This is a genomic window from Cupriavidus sp. CP313 (assembly GCF_054072015.1).
Map to the genome: position 1 here is coordinate 202,127 of NZ_JBSVZB010000006.1, position 17,391 is coordinate 219,517.

Genomic DNA, 17,391 nt, shown 5'->3' on the forward strand with positions numbered 1-17,391 from the left:
CCTGGTTGGCGGTTTGCGGGAATTAAAGCAGTCCAGCGATATTTCGACATCGTCCGGTTGGAGTATGAAGGGCCGCAGTGCCTCTGCGCTCCGGAGAATTTTCATGACAGAGGGCGGCGTCCGCTTGCACCATGCCACCATAGGGGTTTAGTGACGCCAAGCGCTCACGTACGGTGTTGCAAGCCCCGAACTGGAGGCCCAGGTCATGCTCGCGTTCGAAAACCTGGACGCGATCCTGTCGGCGGCCGGCTGCACCTTCAAGGATGTGGTCGACGTGACGGTCTTCATTGTCGATCCTGAGAAGCATTTTGAGCGAATCTGGAAGGTCGTCGGAGAACATTGGGGCGATGCGCCATATCCGACGCCGACGGGGGTCGGTGTGACATGGCTCTACGGCTTCCAGTTTGAGATCAAGGTGATTGCCAGACTGCCTGACCAGATATCTGACTGGTGAGCGGAAGCACTGCCACTGATGAGGGTAGCGCCGCTTCCCTGAACGCTTTCGTTGGCACGGGGCGAACGCTGATCAGATGTCGAAGTAGAGGTGGAATTCCCACGGGTGTGGCCGCACCTTCAATGTATCGATCTCGCGCGTGCGCTTGTAGTCAATCCAGGTCCTGATCAGGTCTTCAGTGAAAACATCTCCCTTGCGCAGGAACGCTGAGTCGGATTCCAGCGCGGAAAGCGATTCTTCGAGGGAACCTGGTACCTGCCGGATGCGGGCGGCTTCCTCCGGTGGCAAATCATAGATGTTCTTGTCGAGCGGGTCGCCGGGGTCCGTCTGGTTTTCAATGCCGTCCAGGCCGGCGAGCAGCATTGCCGAGAAGGCGAGGTAGGCATTGGCGGACGGGTCAGGACAGCGAAATTCAACGCGCCTGGCGCTTGGCGAATCCGAAACCATTGGAATCCGGGCTGCGGCGGACCGGTTGCGCTGCGACATGGCCAGATTGACAGGCGCCTCGTATCCGGGCACCAGTCGCTTGTAGGAGTTCGTGCTCGGTGCGCAGAAAGCCATCAGCGCGGGGGCGTGGCTGAGCAAGCCGCCGATGTACCAACGGCACATCTGGGACGTCTGCGCCCAACCGTTCTTGTCATAGAAGAGGTTCTCGGCGTCGCGCCAGAGGCTCTGGTGGCAATGCATGCCGCTCGCGTTGTCGGCAAACAGGGGCTTGGGCATGAATGTGGCGACCTTGCCGTGGCGGCGCGCAACGTTCTTGCAGATGTACTTGTACATCATCACGTTGTCTGCCATGCGCGCCAGTGGCGCAAAGCGCATGTCGATTTCATTCTGGCCCGCCGTGGCTACCTCATGGTGATGCACCTCGACCTGGATGCCGGCCTGCATCAGTGCGAGTACGATTTCGGAGCGGATGTCCTGCAGCGTATCGCTTGGCGGCACGGGAAAGTATCCTCCCTTGTAGCGCTGCTTGTAGCCAAGATTTCCGCCGCCATAGGCGCCTTCGTCACGTCCCGAGGTCCATTCGCCTTCGGCGGATTCGACATGGTAGTAGGCAGAGTGCTGGTCTTGCCCGAAGCGAATGGAGTCGAAAATGAAGAATTCCAGTTCGGGGCCAACGTAGCAAACCGTGGCAAGACCGGTTTGCTGGAGGTACAGCTCTGCCTTTCGTGCGATGTGGCGCGGATCGCGCGAGTACGGCTGGTGCAGAACAGGGTCCAGCACGTCGCAGATCAGCGCCAGCGTTGGTGCTGTGCAAAACGGATCGATGAATGCAGTGGCCGGGTCAGGCCTGACCAGCATGTCGGACTCGTGGATTTCCTGGAACCCACGAATGGAAGACCCGTCGAAACCGATGCCGGCCGAGAATAGATCGTCGTTGACTTCCGGCAGCGTGATCGAGAAGTGCTGCCACACGCCGGGCAAGTCGGTGAACCTGAGGTCAACGACCTGGATTGCGTGCGTCCGGATCAGATCGATGACTTCGCCGGGGTTTTGCGGCGGCGCAACGTGATAGCTGCCGGGTTCTATTGAGACCATGCCCATATCCGCCTCCATCGTCCGCCAGCAGCATCATTCAACATTAGCCTGTCAGATTCCGAATGGAAAGCGCCTCACCAACCCTGCAGTCTTGCCGAATGGCTGTGGTCGCCAGCCTGACTCAAGCCGGCTTCCCCTGACTTTCGCTTGGTTCGCCTATTGTTCCCGCGCAGGCGATAGCACGAGTAGCGTAGACGTGCCATGGGCCAGAACGCGCCCGTCCTTCGCAAGCACGCGAGCTTCCGCGGTAATGATTTGACGGCCATGGCTGACAACGCGGCCTTCGACACGGACCCTGCCTGTATCAGGCTTGATCGGCCGGGAGAAATTTCCCTTTGTTTCGACAGTGGTGTAACCAGTGCCGGCGGGAAGAAGGGAGTTGGCTGCGCAGGCGGCTGCGCTGTCAATGAGCGTCAGAGGCCATCCGCCATGCACCGAGCCCATTGGATTGAGCAGTCTGGACGACGGCTCGCCTTCAAACGCGGCGAATCCGTCGCCGACCTCGACCAACCAGAAGTCGAGGATCTGTGAGATAGGCGGCTGTGGCAGATGTCCGTCCACAATGGCTTGAAGAATTGCCCGGCCGTTCATGTTTGCGACGTCGGCGGGTGAGGCAAGGCCATATCGATATTCCATCTCGTCAGATCTCCTCGTTGTTGGTAATATATGCAGATACAAACAATGCATCTGCATATAGTATCGCCATGGAAAAGCGAAGGCAAGGAGCCAGGACCCTGCGCGCAGACGCCGCTGCGGTTCTCGATGTCGATATCGGCTGGTGGTCGCGCCTGCTGGCGCGCAGAATTACAGCGGAGTTGGATGAGGCGTTGGCTTCATCTGGCCTGTCCAGTACTCAATTTGGATTGATGTGTCTGATCGCGTCGGCAACAGACGACACCCTTGGCTCACTGGCGCAACGAGCGGGACTGAATCAATCGACAATGTCAAGGAATGTGGATCAGCTTGTCAGCACGGGGCTGGTGGAAGTCGTCATGTCCGAAGCGGATCGCCGCCGCCGCGCGGTGTGGTTGACAGAGGCCGGCGCCTTTAAGTTGCAACAGGCTGTGGCGCTGTGGCAGCCCGCCCACCGTGCGTTGCGCCAAAAGCTGGGTTCAGAGTTGCACAACATGGTAGGCGAGGCCGCAGCAAGGCTGGCAGAGTAGCGGCAGAGCGCCTGACCGACAACGACGCTGTTGTGGCATCCTTCCATTTCCAAAAAGAAAAAGAAGGGTAGGGGTCAACATGTATAAGGGCTTGCTGGTAGTTGCGGCCGTCGCGGCCGCCTTCATCTATTACAAAACTCACGCGCCTTTGGTCAATCCCGTTGCCCAGGCCGAGCCACAGCAGATCGAGGTTTCAGCCGTGGCAGCCACGGCGGAACCGGCATTCCGCTGCGAGGGCAAACAGCACTGCAGCCAGATGGCATCCTGCGCGGAAGCGCGCTTCTATCTGAAAAACTGCCCGGCGGTAAAGATGGATGGGGACGGCGACGGTATTCCATGTGAGACGCCGCCCCTCCAGTGTATGTTTTGACGGGCCGTTTGCTGTCCGACACCGGAACCACGCAATGAGTCATGTGACCGACCGGCACGGGCCGCCACGGAGCCAATGGCTATTGGCTTGCCCGATCATCGATCACCTGCTGTAGCGCCTGCACAAATTGCCTGACTGCTGGCGTCGCTACCTCCTCGTCGAACGCGAATTCCACGTCGAAGCGATCAGCGACCTCAGGCAGTGGCACCAGCCGCACGGTCGGCGGACAGACGGTTGACAGGCTTTCGGGGACAAACGCGCAACCCATCCCCGCCGAAACCAGACCGAGCACGGTCGGGATGTCGCTGCCAACCTGGGTCACGCGAGGCGAGAAACCGGCGCGCTCACACTGCGTCATCAGGAAGCGATGCTGGGACGAGGACCGCGCCGGATCGAACCAGACGAAGGGCAGATCCGCCACGTCCGCCAGTCGTTTCGGCTGCTTGTGGCGGGCGGACTGCGATGAAGGCATGGCCAATACGAAGCGGTCGCTGAGCAACACGATGCCAGTCAGATGCGGCGCCTCATGCCGACGCCAGGCCATGATGCCGCCATCCACCTGCCTGTGCCGGATCGCGGCAATCTGCTCCGTAGAAAGCATCGGGTCCACCAGGACCTTGACTTCCGGGCACGCCATCCGGAAGGCCCTGAGCACGTTTGTCACGACGGCTGAACTCAGGTAGTTCGGCAACACACCAAGGCGCAGCTCGCCGAGCTGCCCGGCAGCGCAACGCAAGGCGCGATCGCGACTGGCTTGCAGGTTTGCCAGAAGCTGTGTGGCATCCCGCAGGAAGCTCTCGCCCGCCACAGTGAGTTGCACGCCCCTTGCTTTGCGCGCCAGCAGTGGAGTACCGATGGCCGCCTCAAGTTCGATAATTTGCCGCGACAGGGCGGGCTGGACAATGCCGACGGCACGCGCGCCCGCCACCACGCTGCCGGCCTGCGCCACCGCGATGAAGTAGCGAAGATGTCGCAATTCAATGTTCCGCATACCGCTTCCGCCCGTTCATTACCATACTCTCAAAGCATAGCTAGACTACCTAAACAACATTTGTTTGCATAGCTTCCTGCGTCTACGATGGCGCAGCTTCCCTTGTTGCAGGGACGGCTCGCTTCCACATTTCGCTACGAAACATGACGCTCCACATCAGCACACCCTTTGTACAGTCCCTGCCAAACTCGCGGCGGCTCGGCAAGCCGGTCTGGTTAAAGATGGAAGCCGCACAGCCGTCCGGCTCTTTCAAGCTTCGGGGTGTCGGAGCCTTGTGTGAAGCGCGGCACGCGGCGGGCGCACAGCGATTCATTTCATCTTCAGGCGGAAATGCCGGGATTGCGGCAGCCTATTGCGGACGCGAACTCGGCGTTCCCGTGGTGGTTGTGGTACCTGAGAGCACGCCACCGCGAGCGCGCGACCTGATCCGCCTGGAAGGCTCGGAGTTGATCGTGCGCGGAGGCACATGGGCGGAAGCGCACGAGTTTGCACTGTCCCTGATCGGGCCGCGCGATGCCTTCGTGCATCCGTTCGACGATCCGCTCATCTGGCAGGGGCACGCCACGCTGGTGGACGAGATGGCGGTATCCGGGCCGAAGCCAGGCGCAATCGTTCTTGCCGTGGGCGGTGGTGGCCTGCTGTGCGGCGTGCTGGAAGGGCTTCAGCGGAATGGCTGGTCCGACGTGCCTGTCATCGCGGTAGAGACCGACGGTGCGGACTGCTACGCCCGCTCGGTCGCCCAAGGCAGGCCGGTCGAACTCTCAAGAATCACCAGCGTGGCGACGTCGCTTGGCGCCAGGCGGCCGTGTGATGGCGCGCTCCGATGGGCGCAGCGTCACGAGATCCACAGCGTCGTTGTGTCAGACGAACAGGCGGTGCAGGCAGCGATAAGGTTTCTTGACGAACACCGCGTCCTGGTCGAGCCGGCATGCGGCGCAGCCCTGGCGGCATTGGATTGCGACAACCCGGTGCTGAAGACGGCCTCCAACGTCGCCGTGGTGGTATGTGGCGGGGCCACGGTGACTGCTCGGCAACTGCATGACTTTGCTGCAATGCCGGACTGAGCGGGTTTAAAGAAACCCGGAACGGCCAACCGATTGGTCGTGGTAGAGTCGATCATCATTCCTTATCGCGTAGCCCTATGTCGCCACCCGTTGAACATGGACCCGTCGGTTCAGCAGACCATCAACAGGGCATGGACAGCGCCGCTGATGCGCACAGTGTGACCATGCAGATTCCGGCAATCGTTCCAGCGCAAACCGCGCTGGTGGTCATGCATTATCAGACCGACATCCTGGCGTTGTTTCAATCGGTCGCGCCCACTTTGCTCTCCAATACGCGCAAGCTGTGTGACGCTGCGCGGGAAAAGGGCGTCAGCGTTTATTTCGCCAAGATCCACTTTGGTCCAGGCTATCCGGAAGTCAGTCCGTTGAACCGGAACGGGCAGGGAATCAAGCAGCTTGGTCTTTTCGTCGACGACCAGATCTCACCGGAACTCGGCCAGCAGGCCACTGAACCGCTCATCATCGCGCATCGTGCCAGCGTGTTCTTTGGTACCGACCTGCAGGTGCGGCTTTCCGCGCAGGGTATCGATACCCTGCTCATGGTGGGCATTGCGTCGACCGGTGTGGTGCTGTCGTCGGTCGCGTACGCGAGCGATGCGGATTTCCGTTTATTCACGGTCAAGGATTGCTGCTACGACCCGGATCAGGTCGTGCACGATCATCTCTTTTCAACGGCGTTCGATTCGCGCACAACGGTGCTCTCGCTCGCTGATGCCTTGCGGTTGCTTGCCTAGCATTGGCTGGCATTGCGGCAGTCTGGGGGAGCAATTACCCTGCTTAGAATGCCACCGTGTCATCCCTCAGGCAGACGGCACGAGCAGATGATCGGTCAGGTCACCCTTCAAATCGAGCATCGCATAATTGCGGCGGCTGAAGCGCCAGCGTCCCTCGACCTTTTCAAAGGCGTCATGATAGCGACCGGCCGCAATCACTTGTAGCGCGATACGGTCGGTTGCCTGAAGGACCGTATAGTACGATCTGACGGTCGCTGCCAGGCTGTCATCAGCAATCTCAATGATCGGATTGCTGATGACATGCCTGGTTCTGGGCGTTCCATCTGCGTGCAATTTCACATAGGCTTGCCAGAGCTTCAGCATGGCCTCGGAACCTCGCTGCACTGCATCTCCGGTTTCGATCTCTGCGTGTTCGAACAGTGCAGCGACCCCAGGCAGATCACCGGCGTCCATGCGCTCGGCATAGATGTAGAGGAGATTGGCAAGCTGCACTGCATCGTCGGTCATCGACTGGTCTCCGGTGGCTTGCGAGAATTAAAGCAGTCCAGCGATACTTCGACATCGTCTGGTTGGAGTATGAAGCCCTTACCCCATCCCCACCACACTGGACAGCAACATCTTCACCAGCACCGCCTGCCGCGTCGCCCCGGTCTTGGCAAAGATGCCCCGCAGGTGCGCCCGTGCCGTGTTCTTCTTGACGCCGAGCCGCATCGCCGCTTCATCCAGCGTCAGCCCGTCGACCATCAGCAAAGCCAGTTCGATCTCGGTGGGGGTCAGGTGGAACAGCTTGCGCAGGTTGGCGTGGGTGTTGCGCGGCGATCCCGCCGGGTCCCGGATGAACACCGCCACAGCGGGTCGGCGCGACTTGTCTTCGGTGCGATAGCTGAGCGGGATCGGCCGCACCAGCACGCTCAGGGGCGTGGGCGCGGCGGGCCGGCTCAGCGTGGTGACTTCGCTGCGCGGTGCGGCCAGCGCGTGGGCCTGGGCCGCGCCTTCCAGGATCTTGCGGAACCTGCGGTTTTCCACCGGGCAGTGCGCGTGCAGCGCGCCCTCCGACAGGTAGAGGCCGTCGCGCGCCTGCAGCAGGCGGCCGGCGACGTCGTTGGTCCGGATGGCTCTGCTGTGCTCGTCCAGGATCACAGTGCCGACCTGCAGCCGGTCGACGGCATCCGCGTACAGGGATCGTTCGGAGGCAAGCACGTCGAGCGCGGCATGCAGGTCCACTGCGCGCTTCAGGTGTGGCAGCAGGCCGTGCAGCAATGCCTTGTCGGCCTCGCTGAAGTCCTGTCCCGCGTGGGCGCGGCTGATGAACAGCGCGCATTCCACGCCGTCGGGCGTGACCAGGTTGGCCGCGAGGATATAGCGCAGGCCCAGTGGCGCCAGGTATTGCGTGTAGAAGGGGTGTGCCAGCCAGCCGGCTTCACCAAACAGTTCGTCGGCGCTGAAGAGCCGGTCCGGGTGCAGGTCCAGGAAGGGGCACAGCGCGTAGTACTGCTCGCTGTACGACGGCTCGCCCGGCAGATGCGGGCCGTAGTCGGAGGCATTGACGATCAGGCCCGGCCGGTCGGTAGCAGGGTGGCGCAGCACCAGCGTGACGAAGACGGCGCCCAGGCGCTGGCGCACGTTTTCCAGGAAGCCGGCCCAGGGAACGGCTTCGGTCGGGCCCTGGTAGAGCTGGGCGAGCAGGGCGCTCAGCTCGGCGGCCGGCAGGGGGTCTGGCAGCATGATGGCGGTCCCTCGATGCAGGGCAACAGGAAAGGCGGGAATCCCGCCCTTCCCATCGTACCGATCGCGGCGACGCCAGCATCGTCCGTTCGGGCTAGATGCGCTACTCGCGCTGCACGCCTGTCTCCCGCAGCCACGCCACGATCCGCTCTGCGGCCTGCTCCGCGGTGTCGGCGGTGGTGTCGATGCGGATCTCGGGCCGCTCGGGCGGCTGGTAGGGCGAATCGATGCCGGTGAAGTTCTTCAGCTCGCCGCGCCGCGCCTTGCGGTACAGGCCCTTGGGGTCGCGTTGCTCGGCCACCGCCAGCGGCGTGTCGATGAAGACTTCGACGAAATCCCCGTCGCCGGCCAGCGAGCGGGCCATGTCGCGTTCCGAGCGGAACGGCGAGATGAAGGACACCAGCACGATCAGGCCTGCATCGAGCATCAGCCTTGCCACTTCGGCCACGCGCCGGATGTTCTCGACGCGGTCGGCCTCGGCGAAGCCCAGGTCCTTGTTCAGACCATGGCGCACGTTGTCGCCGTCGAGCAGGTAGGTGTGGTGGCCCAGCGCGTGCAGGCGCTTTTCCACCAGGTTGGCGATGGTGGATTTGCCCGCGCCGGAGAGCCCGGTAAACCAGACGATGCGCGGCGACTGGTGCTTGAGCGCGGCATGGGCGCGGCGGTCCACGTCGATGGCCTGCCAGTGCACGTTCTGCGCCCGGCGCAGCGCAAAGTGCAGCATGCCGGCGCCGACCGTGTTGTTGCTGAGGCGGTCGATGATGATGAAGCCGCCCAGCTCGCGGTTGCGCGCGTAGGGATCGAAGGCCACCGGCTGGTCCAGGTGCAGGTTGCACACGCCGATCTCGTTGAGCTCCAGCGTGCGCGCGGCCAGGTGTTCGAGCGTGTTGACATTGACCTTGTACTTGGGCTGCGCCACGGTCACGCCCACGGTGCGCGTGCCGAGCTTGAGCAGGTAGGGGCGCCCGGGCAGCATGGCGTCCTCGTTCATCCACACCAGGGTGGCCTCGAACTGGTCGGCCACCGCCGGCGGATCTTCCGGGCAGGCCAGCACGTCGCCGCGGCTGATGTCGATCTCGTCCTCCAGCGTCAGCGTCACCGCCTGGCCGCGCATGGCGTGCTCGCACGCGCCGGCGGCGCCGACGATGCCGGCCACGCGGCTCTCGCGGCCCGAGGGCAGCGCGCGCACGCGGTCGCCACGGCGGATTTCGCCGGCGCTGACGGTGCCGGCAAAGCCGCGGAAGTCCAGGTTGGGCCGGTTGACCCACTGCACCGGCAGCCGGAACGGCTCGCCTTGCACGGGCGCGTTGTCGATCGGCACGTTCTCAAGGTGGGCCATCAGCGTCGGGCCGTGGTACCACGGGGTATTGGCGCTGGGCTCGGTGATGTTGTCGCCGCGCAGGGCCGACATCGGAATGCAGGTAATGTCGGTCAGCCCGATCTGCCGGGCAAACTCCCGGTACTCGTTCTCGATGCGCGTATGGACCTCGCGCGAGTAGTCCACCATGTCCAGCTTGTTGACGGCCAGCACCACGCGGCGGATGCCAAGCGTCGCCACCAGGTAGCTGTGGCGGCGCGTCTGGGTCTGCACGCCGCGGCGCGCATCCACCAGCAGGATGGCCAGGTCGGCGGTGGAGGCGCCGGTGACCATGTTGCGCGTGTACTGTTCGTGCCCCGGCGTGTCGGCAACGATGAACTTGCGCTTGTCGGTGGCGAAGAAGCGGTATGCCACGTCGATGGTGATGCCTTGTTCGCGCTCCGCGGCCAGGCCGTCCACGAGCAGCGCGAAGTCGAGGTTGTCGCCCTGCGTGCCCATTTTCTTCGAGTCGGCTTCCAGCTGGGCGAGCTGGTCTTCGAACAGCATCTTGGATTCATACAGCAGCCGGCCGATCAGCGTGCTCTTGCCATCGTCGACGCTGCCGCAGGTGATGAAGCGCAGCAGGCTCTTGCTTTGCTGCGCGCGCAGGTAGTGGGCGATCTCGCCCGATGTGCCGGTGGCTTGCGCGGCGTCTTGCGAAAGCGCGGGCGCGGTGTCGATCAGGGTTTCCATCAGAAGTATCCCTCCTGCTTCTTCTTTTCCATCGAACCGGCCGAGTCGCTGTCGATCAGCCGTCCCTGGCGCTCCGAGGTGGTCGCCAGCAGCATTTCCTGGATGATGCCGCCGAGGGTGTCGGCCTCGCTCTCGATCGCGCCGGTGAGCGGGTAGCAGCCCAGCGTGCGGAAGCGCACCTTGCGCAGCTGCGGCGTTTCTCCGGGGCGCAGCGGCAGGCGCTCGTCGTCGACCATAATCAGCGTGCCATCGCGTTCCACCACCGGGCGTTCCTTGGCGTAGTAGAGCGGCACGATGGGGATGTCGTTCAGGTAGATGTATTGCCAGATGTCCAGCTCGGTCCAGTTGGACAGCGGGAACACGCGCAGGCTTTCGCCCTTGCGCTTGCGGGTGTTGTACTGGCGCCAGAGCTCGGGGCGCTGCATCTTCGGGTCCCAGCGGTGCTGGGCGGTGCGTACCGAGAACACGCGCTCCTTGGCACGCGACTTTTCCTCGTCGCGGCGCGCGCCGCCGAAGGCGGCGTCAAAGCCGTAGTGGTCCAGCGCCTGCTTCAGGCCCTGGGTCTTCCACACGTCGGTATGGACGGCGGAGCCGTGCTCGTGCGGGCTGATGTTGCGCGCCAGCCCTTCGGGGTTGACATGCACGCGCAGGTCCAGGCCGAGCCGCTCGGCGGTCTGGTCGCGGAACGCGATCATCTCGCCGAACTTCCACGTGGTATCGACGTGCAGCAGCGGAAACGGCGGCCGCGCGGGGTGGAAGGCCTTCATGGCAAGGTGCAGCATCACGGCGCTGTCCTTGCCGATGGAATAGAGCATGACGGGGTTTTCGCATTCCGCCACCACCTCCCGCATGATGTGGATGCTCTCCGCCTCCAGTTGCTCCAGGTGGGTCAACATCGGGATCTCCTCTTGGTTTGCCGGCGCCGTGCAGGGATGTCGCGGCGGTCTGGCATGGGCACAAGGTAGCGAGCCGGGGCCCTGTGCCACTTCGTCCGGGCGGACTAAGAAATCGCGGGACGCGGCGTGCATTTCCTAGTCCACCCGGACGAGGCTGGGGCTGCCCCGCGCTGGGTATCGTTGCTTCGCCGACGAACCACGGGAGCAGGCAGATGGCGAACTCCGCCGAAGAACAATTGCTGTGCGGCCAGACCTGGGCCGAGTTTTGCGAGGTGCTCAAGCGCAGCGGGCAGCAGATCCTGCGCCCGGAGGCCCCGTCGGACGCGCTCACGCGCGCCGAGGGCTTCCGCTACCTGAGCCGCTTGCTGCGCATTGCGCTGGAGATGCATGTGGAATTTGCCGATGCGGCGTTTCCCGGCTTCTTCTCGCCGTCGCACGAAACCGCCAAGATCGGCGCGGACAATCCGGACAATCTCTATCGCTACGCACGCCTGGACGGCAGTGCCGAGTACCGCATCCGCGGCCGGCGCGGCACGGTGGCCTACCTGAGTTTCGGCACGCAGAAGGGCGGCTACGAAACCGACGGGCGCATGGTCCAGACCGGCTTTCTCGACAGCAACAAGCTGGCAGTGGAGGCGGATGGCAGTTTCGAAATCGTCCTCAGCGCGCGCCAGCACGAAGGCAACTGGGTGCGCATGGAGCCGGGCACCAATGCGTTGGTGGTGCGGCAGACCTTTATGGACCGCAAGGCTGAGACCCCGGCCGATCTGCACATCGAGCGCCTCAATGGCGGCGACAAGCCGCCCGTGCTTGACGCTGAACGCCTGCATGGCGGCCTGCTGCGCGCCGCGGGCTTTGTCGAGAGCACCGCGCGCATCTTCGCCGACTGGGCCCAGGGCTATGGCGGCCATGTCAATGCACTGCCGCCCGCCGACCAGGCCGTCTGCCAGGCGGCCGGCGGCGATCCCAACATCTTCTACTACCACTCCTGCTGGGCGCTGGCGGACGACGAAGCGCTGGTGGTCGAGGTGGACCGGGTGCCGGCCTGCGATTTCTGGAACTTCCAGATCAACAACTACTGGATGGAGTCGCTCGACTACCGCTACCACGACATCTGCCTGAACAAGCACAGTGCCCGGCTGGATGCCAACGGCGGCGTCACCGTCATCCTCAGCGCGCGCGATCCGGGCCTGCCCAACTGGCTGGAGACTGCGGGCCATCGCAACGGCACCATGTGCTGGCGCTGGGTGGGAGCGGCGCAGCCGTCGCATCCGCGCACGCGCGTGGTCAAGCTGGCATCGCTCAGGGAAGAAATCAGGGAGAACGCATGAACACCATCGCATCCGAACACACCACGGTGCTTGACGTGGAGCGCCTGCTGGCTCAGGCCAGCGAACAGGCCGGCGGACTGACTGACTTTGGCCCGGGCGACTACCGCGAGGCACTGGAGGTGCTGTCCGACTCGCTCGCACGCGAAGCCGGCTTGGCGCCGCAGGGCGCGCAGATGCTGCAAGGCAAGCTGCAGGCGCAACTGGTGAACCGGCTGGTGATCCAGGACTACTGCCGGCGCCATCTCGAGATCCTGGAAGAGCGCGTCGACGATCCGCTGGTGATCGTCGGCCTGCCGCGCACCGGCACCACGCTGCTGCAGCGCATGCTGGCCACTGACGCGCGCTTCCATTCGGCGGCGTGGTGGGAAACGCGCTACCCGGCGCCGCTGCCCGGCGAGGACGCGCGCGACGCCGGCCGGCGCATCGGGCTGGCGCGCGAGGAAGTGGCGCAGATGATCCGCTTTATCCCGGACATCCTCGCCATCCATCCGCTCGACGCCATGGCGGCCGACGAGGAATTCATGCTGATGGAGCATTCCTTCCTGTGCGCGATGGATTCCTACGCCAACGTGCCGTCCTATACCGACTGGCTGGCGCGGCAGGACCGCACCCAGGTCTATGCCTACCTGAAGACCATGCTGCAGTTCCTGCAGTGGCAGAAGCGGCAGCGCGGCGAGGCGCCGGCGCAGCGGTGGGTGCTGAAGACGCCGCAGCACCTGCATACGCTGGAAATCCTGTTCCGGGTCTTCCCCGGCGCGCAGGTCGTGCTGACCCATCGCGACCCCGCCCAGACCATTCCGTCGATGGCCAGCATGGCGCATACGCTGTGGAAGCTGTACGCCGATGCGCCCGATGCCGCCACGGTGGGGCGGCAGTGGAGCGGGCAGATGCAGCGCGCCACCGCACATGCCATGACGGTGCGCGACGGGCTGCCTGCCGATCGCTTCCTCGACGTGCGCTTCGAGGATACGGTGAGGGATCCCTTCGGCGTGGCGCAGGCGGTCTACCGCTTTGCCGGCATGCCGCTGACCGAGTCCGCCCGCGCCGGCATGTGGGCGTGGATGGAGGGCAACCCGCGCAACCAGCGCGCGGCCCACGCTTATACGCTGGAGCAGTTCGGCCTGAGCCAGGAACAACTGGAACGCGATTTCGCCGGCTACCGCGCGCGGCACATCCTGAAGCAAAACTAAGACAGCGCACTGCGCATCACAGGAGACAACACCATGCTGTTGAAGGACAAGATCGTCATCGTATCTGGCATCGGCCCCGGGCTGGGCGTCAAGCTGGCCGTGGAGGCGGCGCGCGAAGGCGCCCGCGCCGTTGCCATCGCCGCGCGCACCGCGGCGAAACTGGACGACGCCCAGGCCCGCATCGATGCACTGGGGGCCGACTGCGAAGTGCTCAAGGTGGTGACCGACATCACCGACCGGGCCCAGTCGCGGCACCTGGCCGGCGAGACCATGCGCCGCTTCGGCCGCATCGACGCGCTGGTCAACAGCGCCTTCCAGCACGGCAACTTCCCCGAGCCGGTGGAAGCGGCCGACCTGGACGTCTGGCGCCAAGTCTTCGACACCAACGTGTTCGGCACCATGACGCTGACGCAGGAAGTGGCGGCGCTGATGAAGCCGCAGGGCGGCGGCGCCATCGTCATGATCAACACCCAGGCCACGCGCAAGCCGATGCCGGGCGAATCGGGCTACGCGGCGTCCAAGGGCGCGCTGGCGGTGGCGGTCAAGTACCTGGCGCGCGAACTGGGCCCGCATGGCATCCGCGCCAACAGCATCTTCATGGGCTGGATGTGGGGCGAGCCGGTGCAGGGCTATGTGCGCCACGCCGCGGCCGAGCAGGGCGTGAGCGAGGCCACCGTCATCGCGCCGGTGGCCGCGCAGATCGCGCTGGGCCGCATGCCGACCGACGACGACTGCGCGCGCGCTGCGCTGTTTCTCGTGTCAGACTACGCCAGGGCCATCACCGGCGCTTCGCTCGATGCCAACGGCGGCGATTTCATGCCCTGAGTCCACACCACCGCAAGCCTGCCATGACACGCTACTTTGCCTTCAACGGCGACGCCGACGGCCTGTGCGCCCTGCAGCAGCTGCGCCTGGCGCATGCCGGCGACGCCACGCTGGTCACCGGCGTCAAGCGCGATATCCGGCTGCTCGAGCGTATCGACGCGGGGCCGGGCGACACCGTGACCGCGCTGGACATCTCGCTCGAGCAGAACCGCGATGGCCTGATGCGGCTGCTCGGCGCCGGTGCGCGGGTGGACTACTTCGACCACCACCATGCCGGCGAACTGCCCGGGCATGCCGGCCTGCGCGCGCATATCGACGAAGGGCCGGAGGCCTGCACCAGCATCCTGGTCGACCGCCACCTGGATGGCTGCCACCGGCGCTGGGCGATCACCGCCGCGTTCGGCGACAACCTGGGCGGCGTGGCGCGCGCGCTGGCGGCGCAGGCGGGGTTGGGCGAGTGCGAAACCGCGGTGCTGGAACAGCTGGGCACGTGCCTGAACTACAACGCCTATGGCGAGTGCGTGGCGGACCTGCATTTCGATCCCGCCGAGCTGGCGCGGCACATGCTGCCGTTTGCCGACCCGCTGGCCTTCGCGGCGCAATGCGGGGCCTATGCGGTGTTGTGCGACGGCTACGAGGACGACATGGCCCGCGCGCGCTGCCTGGCGCCCGCGCACGAAGTGCCCGGCGCCGCGCTGCTGGTACTGCCGGACGCGCCGTGGGCGCGGCGCGCGATCGGCGTGCTGGCCAATGAACTGGTGCGCGGCCGGCCCGGCGACGCCATCGGCCTGCTGTCGCCGAAGTCCGGCGGCGGCTTTGCGGTCAGCGTGCGGGTGCCCGCCCACAGCGCCACCGGTGCGGCCGATTTCTGCCGCGGCTTCGAGACCGGCGGCGGCCGGCGCCTGGCAGGCGGCATCAACCACCTGTCAGACGCCGACGTTGAGCGCTTCACGCGCAGCTTTGCCGATTGCTTCGGCTGCCGTTCATAGCAACTCAGCACGGCGGCACGAACTCCGTGACCTCCAGGTCGAAGCCGGTGACGGCGCGATACGGCACCGGATGGCTGAGCAGGCGCAGCTTGTGCGCCCCCACATCGCGCAGGATCTGCGCCCCGACCCCCAGCGCGCGTTGCGCAAAGGCCGGCGCCGGCGTGGCGGCGGCCGGCGCTGCCAGCCGGTCCAGCCGCTGCTGCGGCGATTCGCGCTCATCCAGCAGCACCAGCACCCCGCAACCTTCGGCGCCGATGCGGGCGAGCGAGCGCTCCAGGTTCCACGCGGGCAGGGCCGGCGTGCCGAAGCCCAGCACGTCGCGCTGCATTTCCACTGCCTGGACGCGCGTCAGCACCGGACGCTGCGGGTCGGGCTGACCCAGCACCAGCGCCAGGTGGAGCGCATCGACCGGCGCGTCATGGTAGGCGTGCACGGTGAAGCATCCGAAGGGCGTGGCCAGTTCCGTCGAGTGCGTGCGGCGCAGCGCGCTTTCGGTTAGCAGCCGGTGATGGATCAGCCCGCTGATGGAAACCGCCGGCAGGCCGTGGCGCCGCGCGAAAGCCAGCAGGGCGGGGCCGCGCAGCAGGTCGCCGTCGTCATCGAGCAGCATCGCATAGGCGCCGGCGGCGACGCGCCCGGCCAGCGCCGGCAGGTCGGAGCAGGCCTCGGCAAAGCCCGCGCGGCGCAGCACGCCGTCGGGCTGCGCCACCACCGGGAAGATGTGGCCGGGCTGGACCAGGTCATGCGGCTGCGCGCGCGGGGCTGCCGCCACGCGCAGCGTGAGCGCGCGGTCGGCGGCGGAGATGCCGGTGCTGACGCCGGTGGCCGCTTCGATCGACACGGTGTAGCGCTCGCGCTGGCGGTGGTTCGCGGCCATCGGCGGCAGCTGCAGCAGCGCGCGGCGCGCCTCGGTGATCGCCATGCAGACCAGGCCGCGCGCCTCGGCGGCCATGAAGTTGACATCGGCCTCGCTGGCGCGCTCGGCGGCAACCAGGACGCAGCCGGTGGCTTCGTCGGTCTCGTCTTCGATCACCAGCACACGCTGGCCCGCGGCCAGCGCCGCCAGCACGTCGGCCATCGGCGGCAGGGTGGTGGCGGCGCTCATGCTGCCTCCTGCCGGCTGGTACTGCCGAAGGCCTGGCGCAGTGAGGCCGCGGCCGCATCCAGCGCCTGGCTGGCGGCATCGATCATCCCTTGCATGCTGATAAAGCCGTGGAACTGGCCCGGCCAGCGGCGCACGGTGGCGCTGCCGCCCGCGCGCTGCAGGGCCTCGCCATAGGCCTCGCCCTGGTCGCGCAGCGGGTCGTATTCCGCGGTGATGATGGTGGCCGGCGGCAGGCCGTGCAGTTCGCGCTGGTGCAGCGGGCTGGCGCGCACATCGGCGGCGTCGGCGGGATTGGCCAGATACTGGGCGCGATACCAGTCCAGTTCCGCGGTGCTGAGGAAGTAGCCCTGCGCGCATTCGCGGTAGCTCGCGCTGGCGGCCGCGGCGTCGCTGCAGTCCAGGTAGGGGTAGAGCAGCAGCTGGTGCCGCAGCGCGATGCCGCTGCCGCGCAACTGCTGGCAGGCCACGGCGGCAAGGTTGCCGCCGGCACTGTCGCCGGCCACGGCCAGCCGCGCCGGGTCGGCGCCCAGTTGCGCCGCATGCGCGGCGGCCCAGCGCACGGCTGCGACGGCGTCGGCGGCGGCGGCCGGGAAGCGCGCCTCCGGCGCGAGCCGGTAATCGACCGACAGCACCAGCGCGCCGCTGCGGCGCGCCAGGCTGCGGCAGATGTTGTCGTGCGAATCGAGGCCGCAGAGGACAAAGCCGCCGCCATGGAAATAGACCACGAGCGGCAGTGCCGCGCTGTCGTCGGGCCGGTACAGGCGGGCCTTCAGCGGGCCTGCGGCACCATCGATGGTGAGGTCTTGCTGCGCGGCGATGGTGTCGCCGGGCGCGAACGCGGGCATGGCTGCCAGCGCGGCACGGTAGTCGGCGGCGCGCAGGGTGGAAAAGTCGGGGCTGGGCATGGCGGCCATGGCTTCAAGCACGGCGCGGGCCTGGGGATCGAGCGGCATGGGGTCTCC

General features: G+C 65.7%; 17 protein-coding genes and 1 pseudogene. 9 read left to right on the plus strand and 9 right to left on the minus strand.

Going from position 1 to position 17,391, the window contains the following annotated elements; translation table 11 throughout:
• Positions 1-172 precede the first annotated feature (172 nt).
• A pseudogene (locus ACW4E8_RS11385) lies at positions 173-454 on the plus strand (Rid family hydrolase); the annotation flags it as partial.
• Positions 455-526: 72 nt separating this feature from the next.
• On the opposite strand, the gene glnA reads toward ACW4E8_RS11385, so the two are convergent.
• A complete protein-coding gene (gene glnA, locus ACW4E8_RS11390) occupies positions 527-2,002 on the minus strand; it encodes a type I glutamate--ammonia ligase (protein WP_456804602.1) in 1,476 nt (491 codons plus the stop codon).
• 150 nt (positions 2,003-2,152) lie between these two features.
• Positions 2,153-2,632: a hotdog fold thioesterase gene (locus tag ACW4E8_RS11395; RefSeq protein ID WP_436223997.1), complete on the minus strand. Its 480-nt coding sequence runs from the start codon at positions 2,630-2,632 to the stop codon at positions 2,153-2,155.
• 68 nt (positions 2,633-2,700) lie between these two features.
• Here ACW4E8_RS11395 and ACW4E8_RS11400 point away from each other — a divergent pair, with 68 nt between their 5' ends.
• Positions 2,701-3,159: a MarR family winged helix-turn-helix transcriptional regulator gene (locus tag ACW4E8_RS11400; RefSeq protein ID WP_456804603.1), complete on the plus strand. Its 459-nt coding sequence runs from the start codon at positions 2,701-2,703 to the stop codon at positions 3,157-3,159.
• A gap of 79 nt (positions 3,160-3,238) precedes the next feature.
• A complete protein-coding gene (locus ACW4E8_RS11405) occupies positions 3,239-3,529 on the plus strand; it encodes an excalibur calcium-binding domain-containing protein (RefSeq protein ID WP_018311926.1) in 291 nt (96 codons plus the stop codon).
• 79 nt (positions 3,530-3,608) lie between these two features.
• Here ACW4E8_RS11405 and ACW4E8_RS11410 read toward each other — a convergent pair whose 3' ends face one another.
• A complete protein-coding gene (locus ACW4E8_RS11410; protein WP_456804604.1) occupies positions 3,609-4,520 on the minus strand; it encodes a LysR family transcriptional regulator in 912 nt (303 codons plus the stop codon).
• Between the two features lie 143 nt (positions 4,521-4,663).
• On the opposite strand from ACW4E8_RS11410, the gene ACW4E8_RS11415 reads away from it, so the two are divergent.
• Positions 4,664-5,584 (plus strand): pyridoxal-phosphate dependent enzyme, encoded by a 921-nt coding sequence (locus ACW4E8_RS11415; protein ID WP_456804605.1) that lies wholly within the window; start codon positions 4,664-4,666, stop codon positions 5,582-5,584.
• A gap of 77 nt (positions 5,585-5,661) precedes the next feature.
• Entirely contained in the window at positions 5,662-6,318 is a 657-nt protein-coding gene (locus ACW4E8_RS11420; RefSeq protein WP_456804606.1) for an isochorismatase family cysteine hydrolase, read from the plus strand.
• Between the two features lie 66 nt (positions 6,319-6,384).
• Here the strand turns inward: ACW4E8_RS11420 and ACW4E8_RS11425 are convergent, their stop codons facing one another.
• The 4 genes from ACW4E8_RS11425 to cysD form a co-directional block, all read right to left on the minus strand.
• Entirely contained in the window at positions 6,385-6,825 is a 441-nt protein-coding gene (locus ACW4E8_RS11425; protein ID WP_456804607.1) for a nuclear transport factor 2 family protein, read from the minus strand.
• Positions 6,826-6,903: 78 nt separating this feature from the next.
• Positions 6,904-8,043 (minus strand): helix-turn-helix transcriptional regulator, encoded by a 1,140-nt coding sequence (locus ACW4E8_RS11430; protein ID WP_456804608.1) that lies wholly within the window; start codon positions 8,041-8,043, stop codon positions 6,904-6,906.
• 103 nt (positions 8,044-8,146) lie between these two features.
• Positions 8,147-10,093: a sulfate adenylyltransferase subunit CysN gene (gene cysN, locus ACW4E8_RS11435; RefSeq protein ID WP_456804609.1), complete on the minus strand. Its 1,947-nt coding sequence runs from the start codon at positions 10,091-10,093 to the stop codon at positions 8,147-8,149.
• Positions 10,093-10,989: a sulfate adenylyltransferase subunit CysD gene (cysD, locus tag ACW4E8_RS11440; protein ID WP_456804610.1), complete on the minus strand. Its 897-nt coding sequence runs from the start codon at positions 10,987-10,989 to the stop codon at positions 10,093-10,095. The genes cysN and cysD overlap by 1 nt, the downstream gene beginning before the upstream one ends.
• 212 nt (positions 10,990-11,201) lie before the next feature.
• Between cysD and ACW4E8_RS11445 the strand changes: the two genes are divergently transcribed.
• Genes ACW4E8_RS11445 through ACW4E8_RS11460 form a run of 4 tightly spaced genes read left to right on the plus strand, consistent with a single transcriptional unit; the run spans position 11,202 to position 15,324 of the window.
• Positions 11,202-12,320, plus strand: coding sequence for a DUF1214 domain-containing protein (locus tag ACW4E8_RS11445; RefSeq protein ID WP_456804611.1), 1,119 nt, complete (start codon positions 11,202-11,204; stop codon positions 12,318-12,320).
• Positions 12,317-13,510, plus strand: coding sequence for a sulfotransferase family protein (locus tag ACW4E8_RS11450; RefSeq protein ID WP_456804612.1), 1,194 nt, complete (start codon positions 12,317-12,319; stop codon positions 13,508-13,510). Before ACW4E8_RS11445 ends, ACW4E8_RS11450 begins: the two co-directional genes overlap by 4 nt.
• A 33-nt stretch (positions 13,511-13,543) precedes the next feature.
• Positions 13,544-14,335: an SDR family oxidoreductase gene (locus ACW4E8_RS11455; RefSeq protein WP_456804613.1), complete on the plus strand. Its 792-nt coding sequence runs from the start codon at positions 13,544-13,546 to the stop codon at positions 14,333-14,335.
• 23 nt (positions 14,336-14,358) lie between these two features.
• Complete coding sequence (locus ACW4E8_RS11460) at positions 14,359-15,324, plus strand: acetyltransferase (protein WP_456804614.1); 966 nt, start codon at positions 14,359-14,361, stop codon at positions 15,322-15,324.
• A gap of 4 nt (positions 15,325-15,328) precedes the next feature.
• On the opposite strand, the gene ACW4E8_RS11465 is transcribed toward ACW4E8_RS11460, so the two are convergent.
• Together ACW4E8_RS11465 and ACW4E8_RS11470 are read right to left on the minus strand one after the other, a co-directional pair.
• Positions 15,329-16,429, minus strand: coding sequence for a 3,4-dihydroxy-2-butanone-4-phosphate synthase (locus ACW4E8_RS11465; protein WP_456804615.1), 1,101 nt, complete (start codon positions 16,427-16,429; stop codon positions 15,329-15,331).
• Positions 16,426-17,382, minus strand: a complete 957-nt coding sequence (locus tag ACW4E8_RS11470) for an alpha/beta hydrolase (RefSeq protein ID WP_456804616.1) — start codon at positions 17,380-17,382, stop codon at positions 16,426-16,428. The genes ACW4E8_RS11465 and ACW4E8_RS11470 overlap by 4 nt, the downstream gene beginning before the upstream one ends.
• Positions 17,383-17,391: the final 9 nt, after the last annotated feature.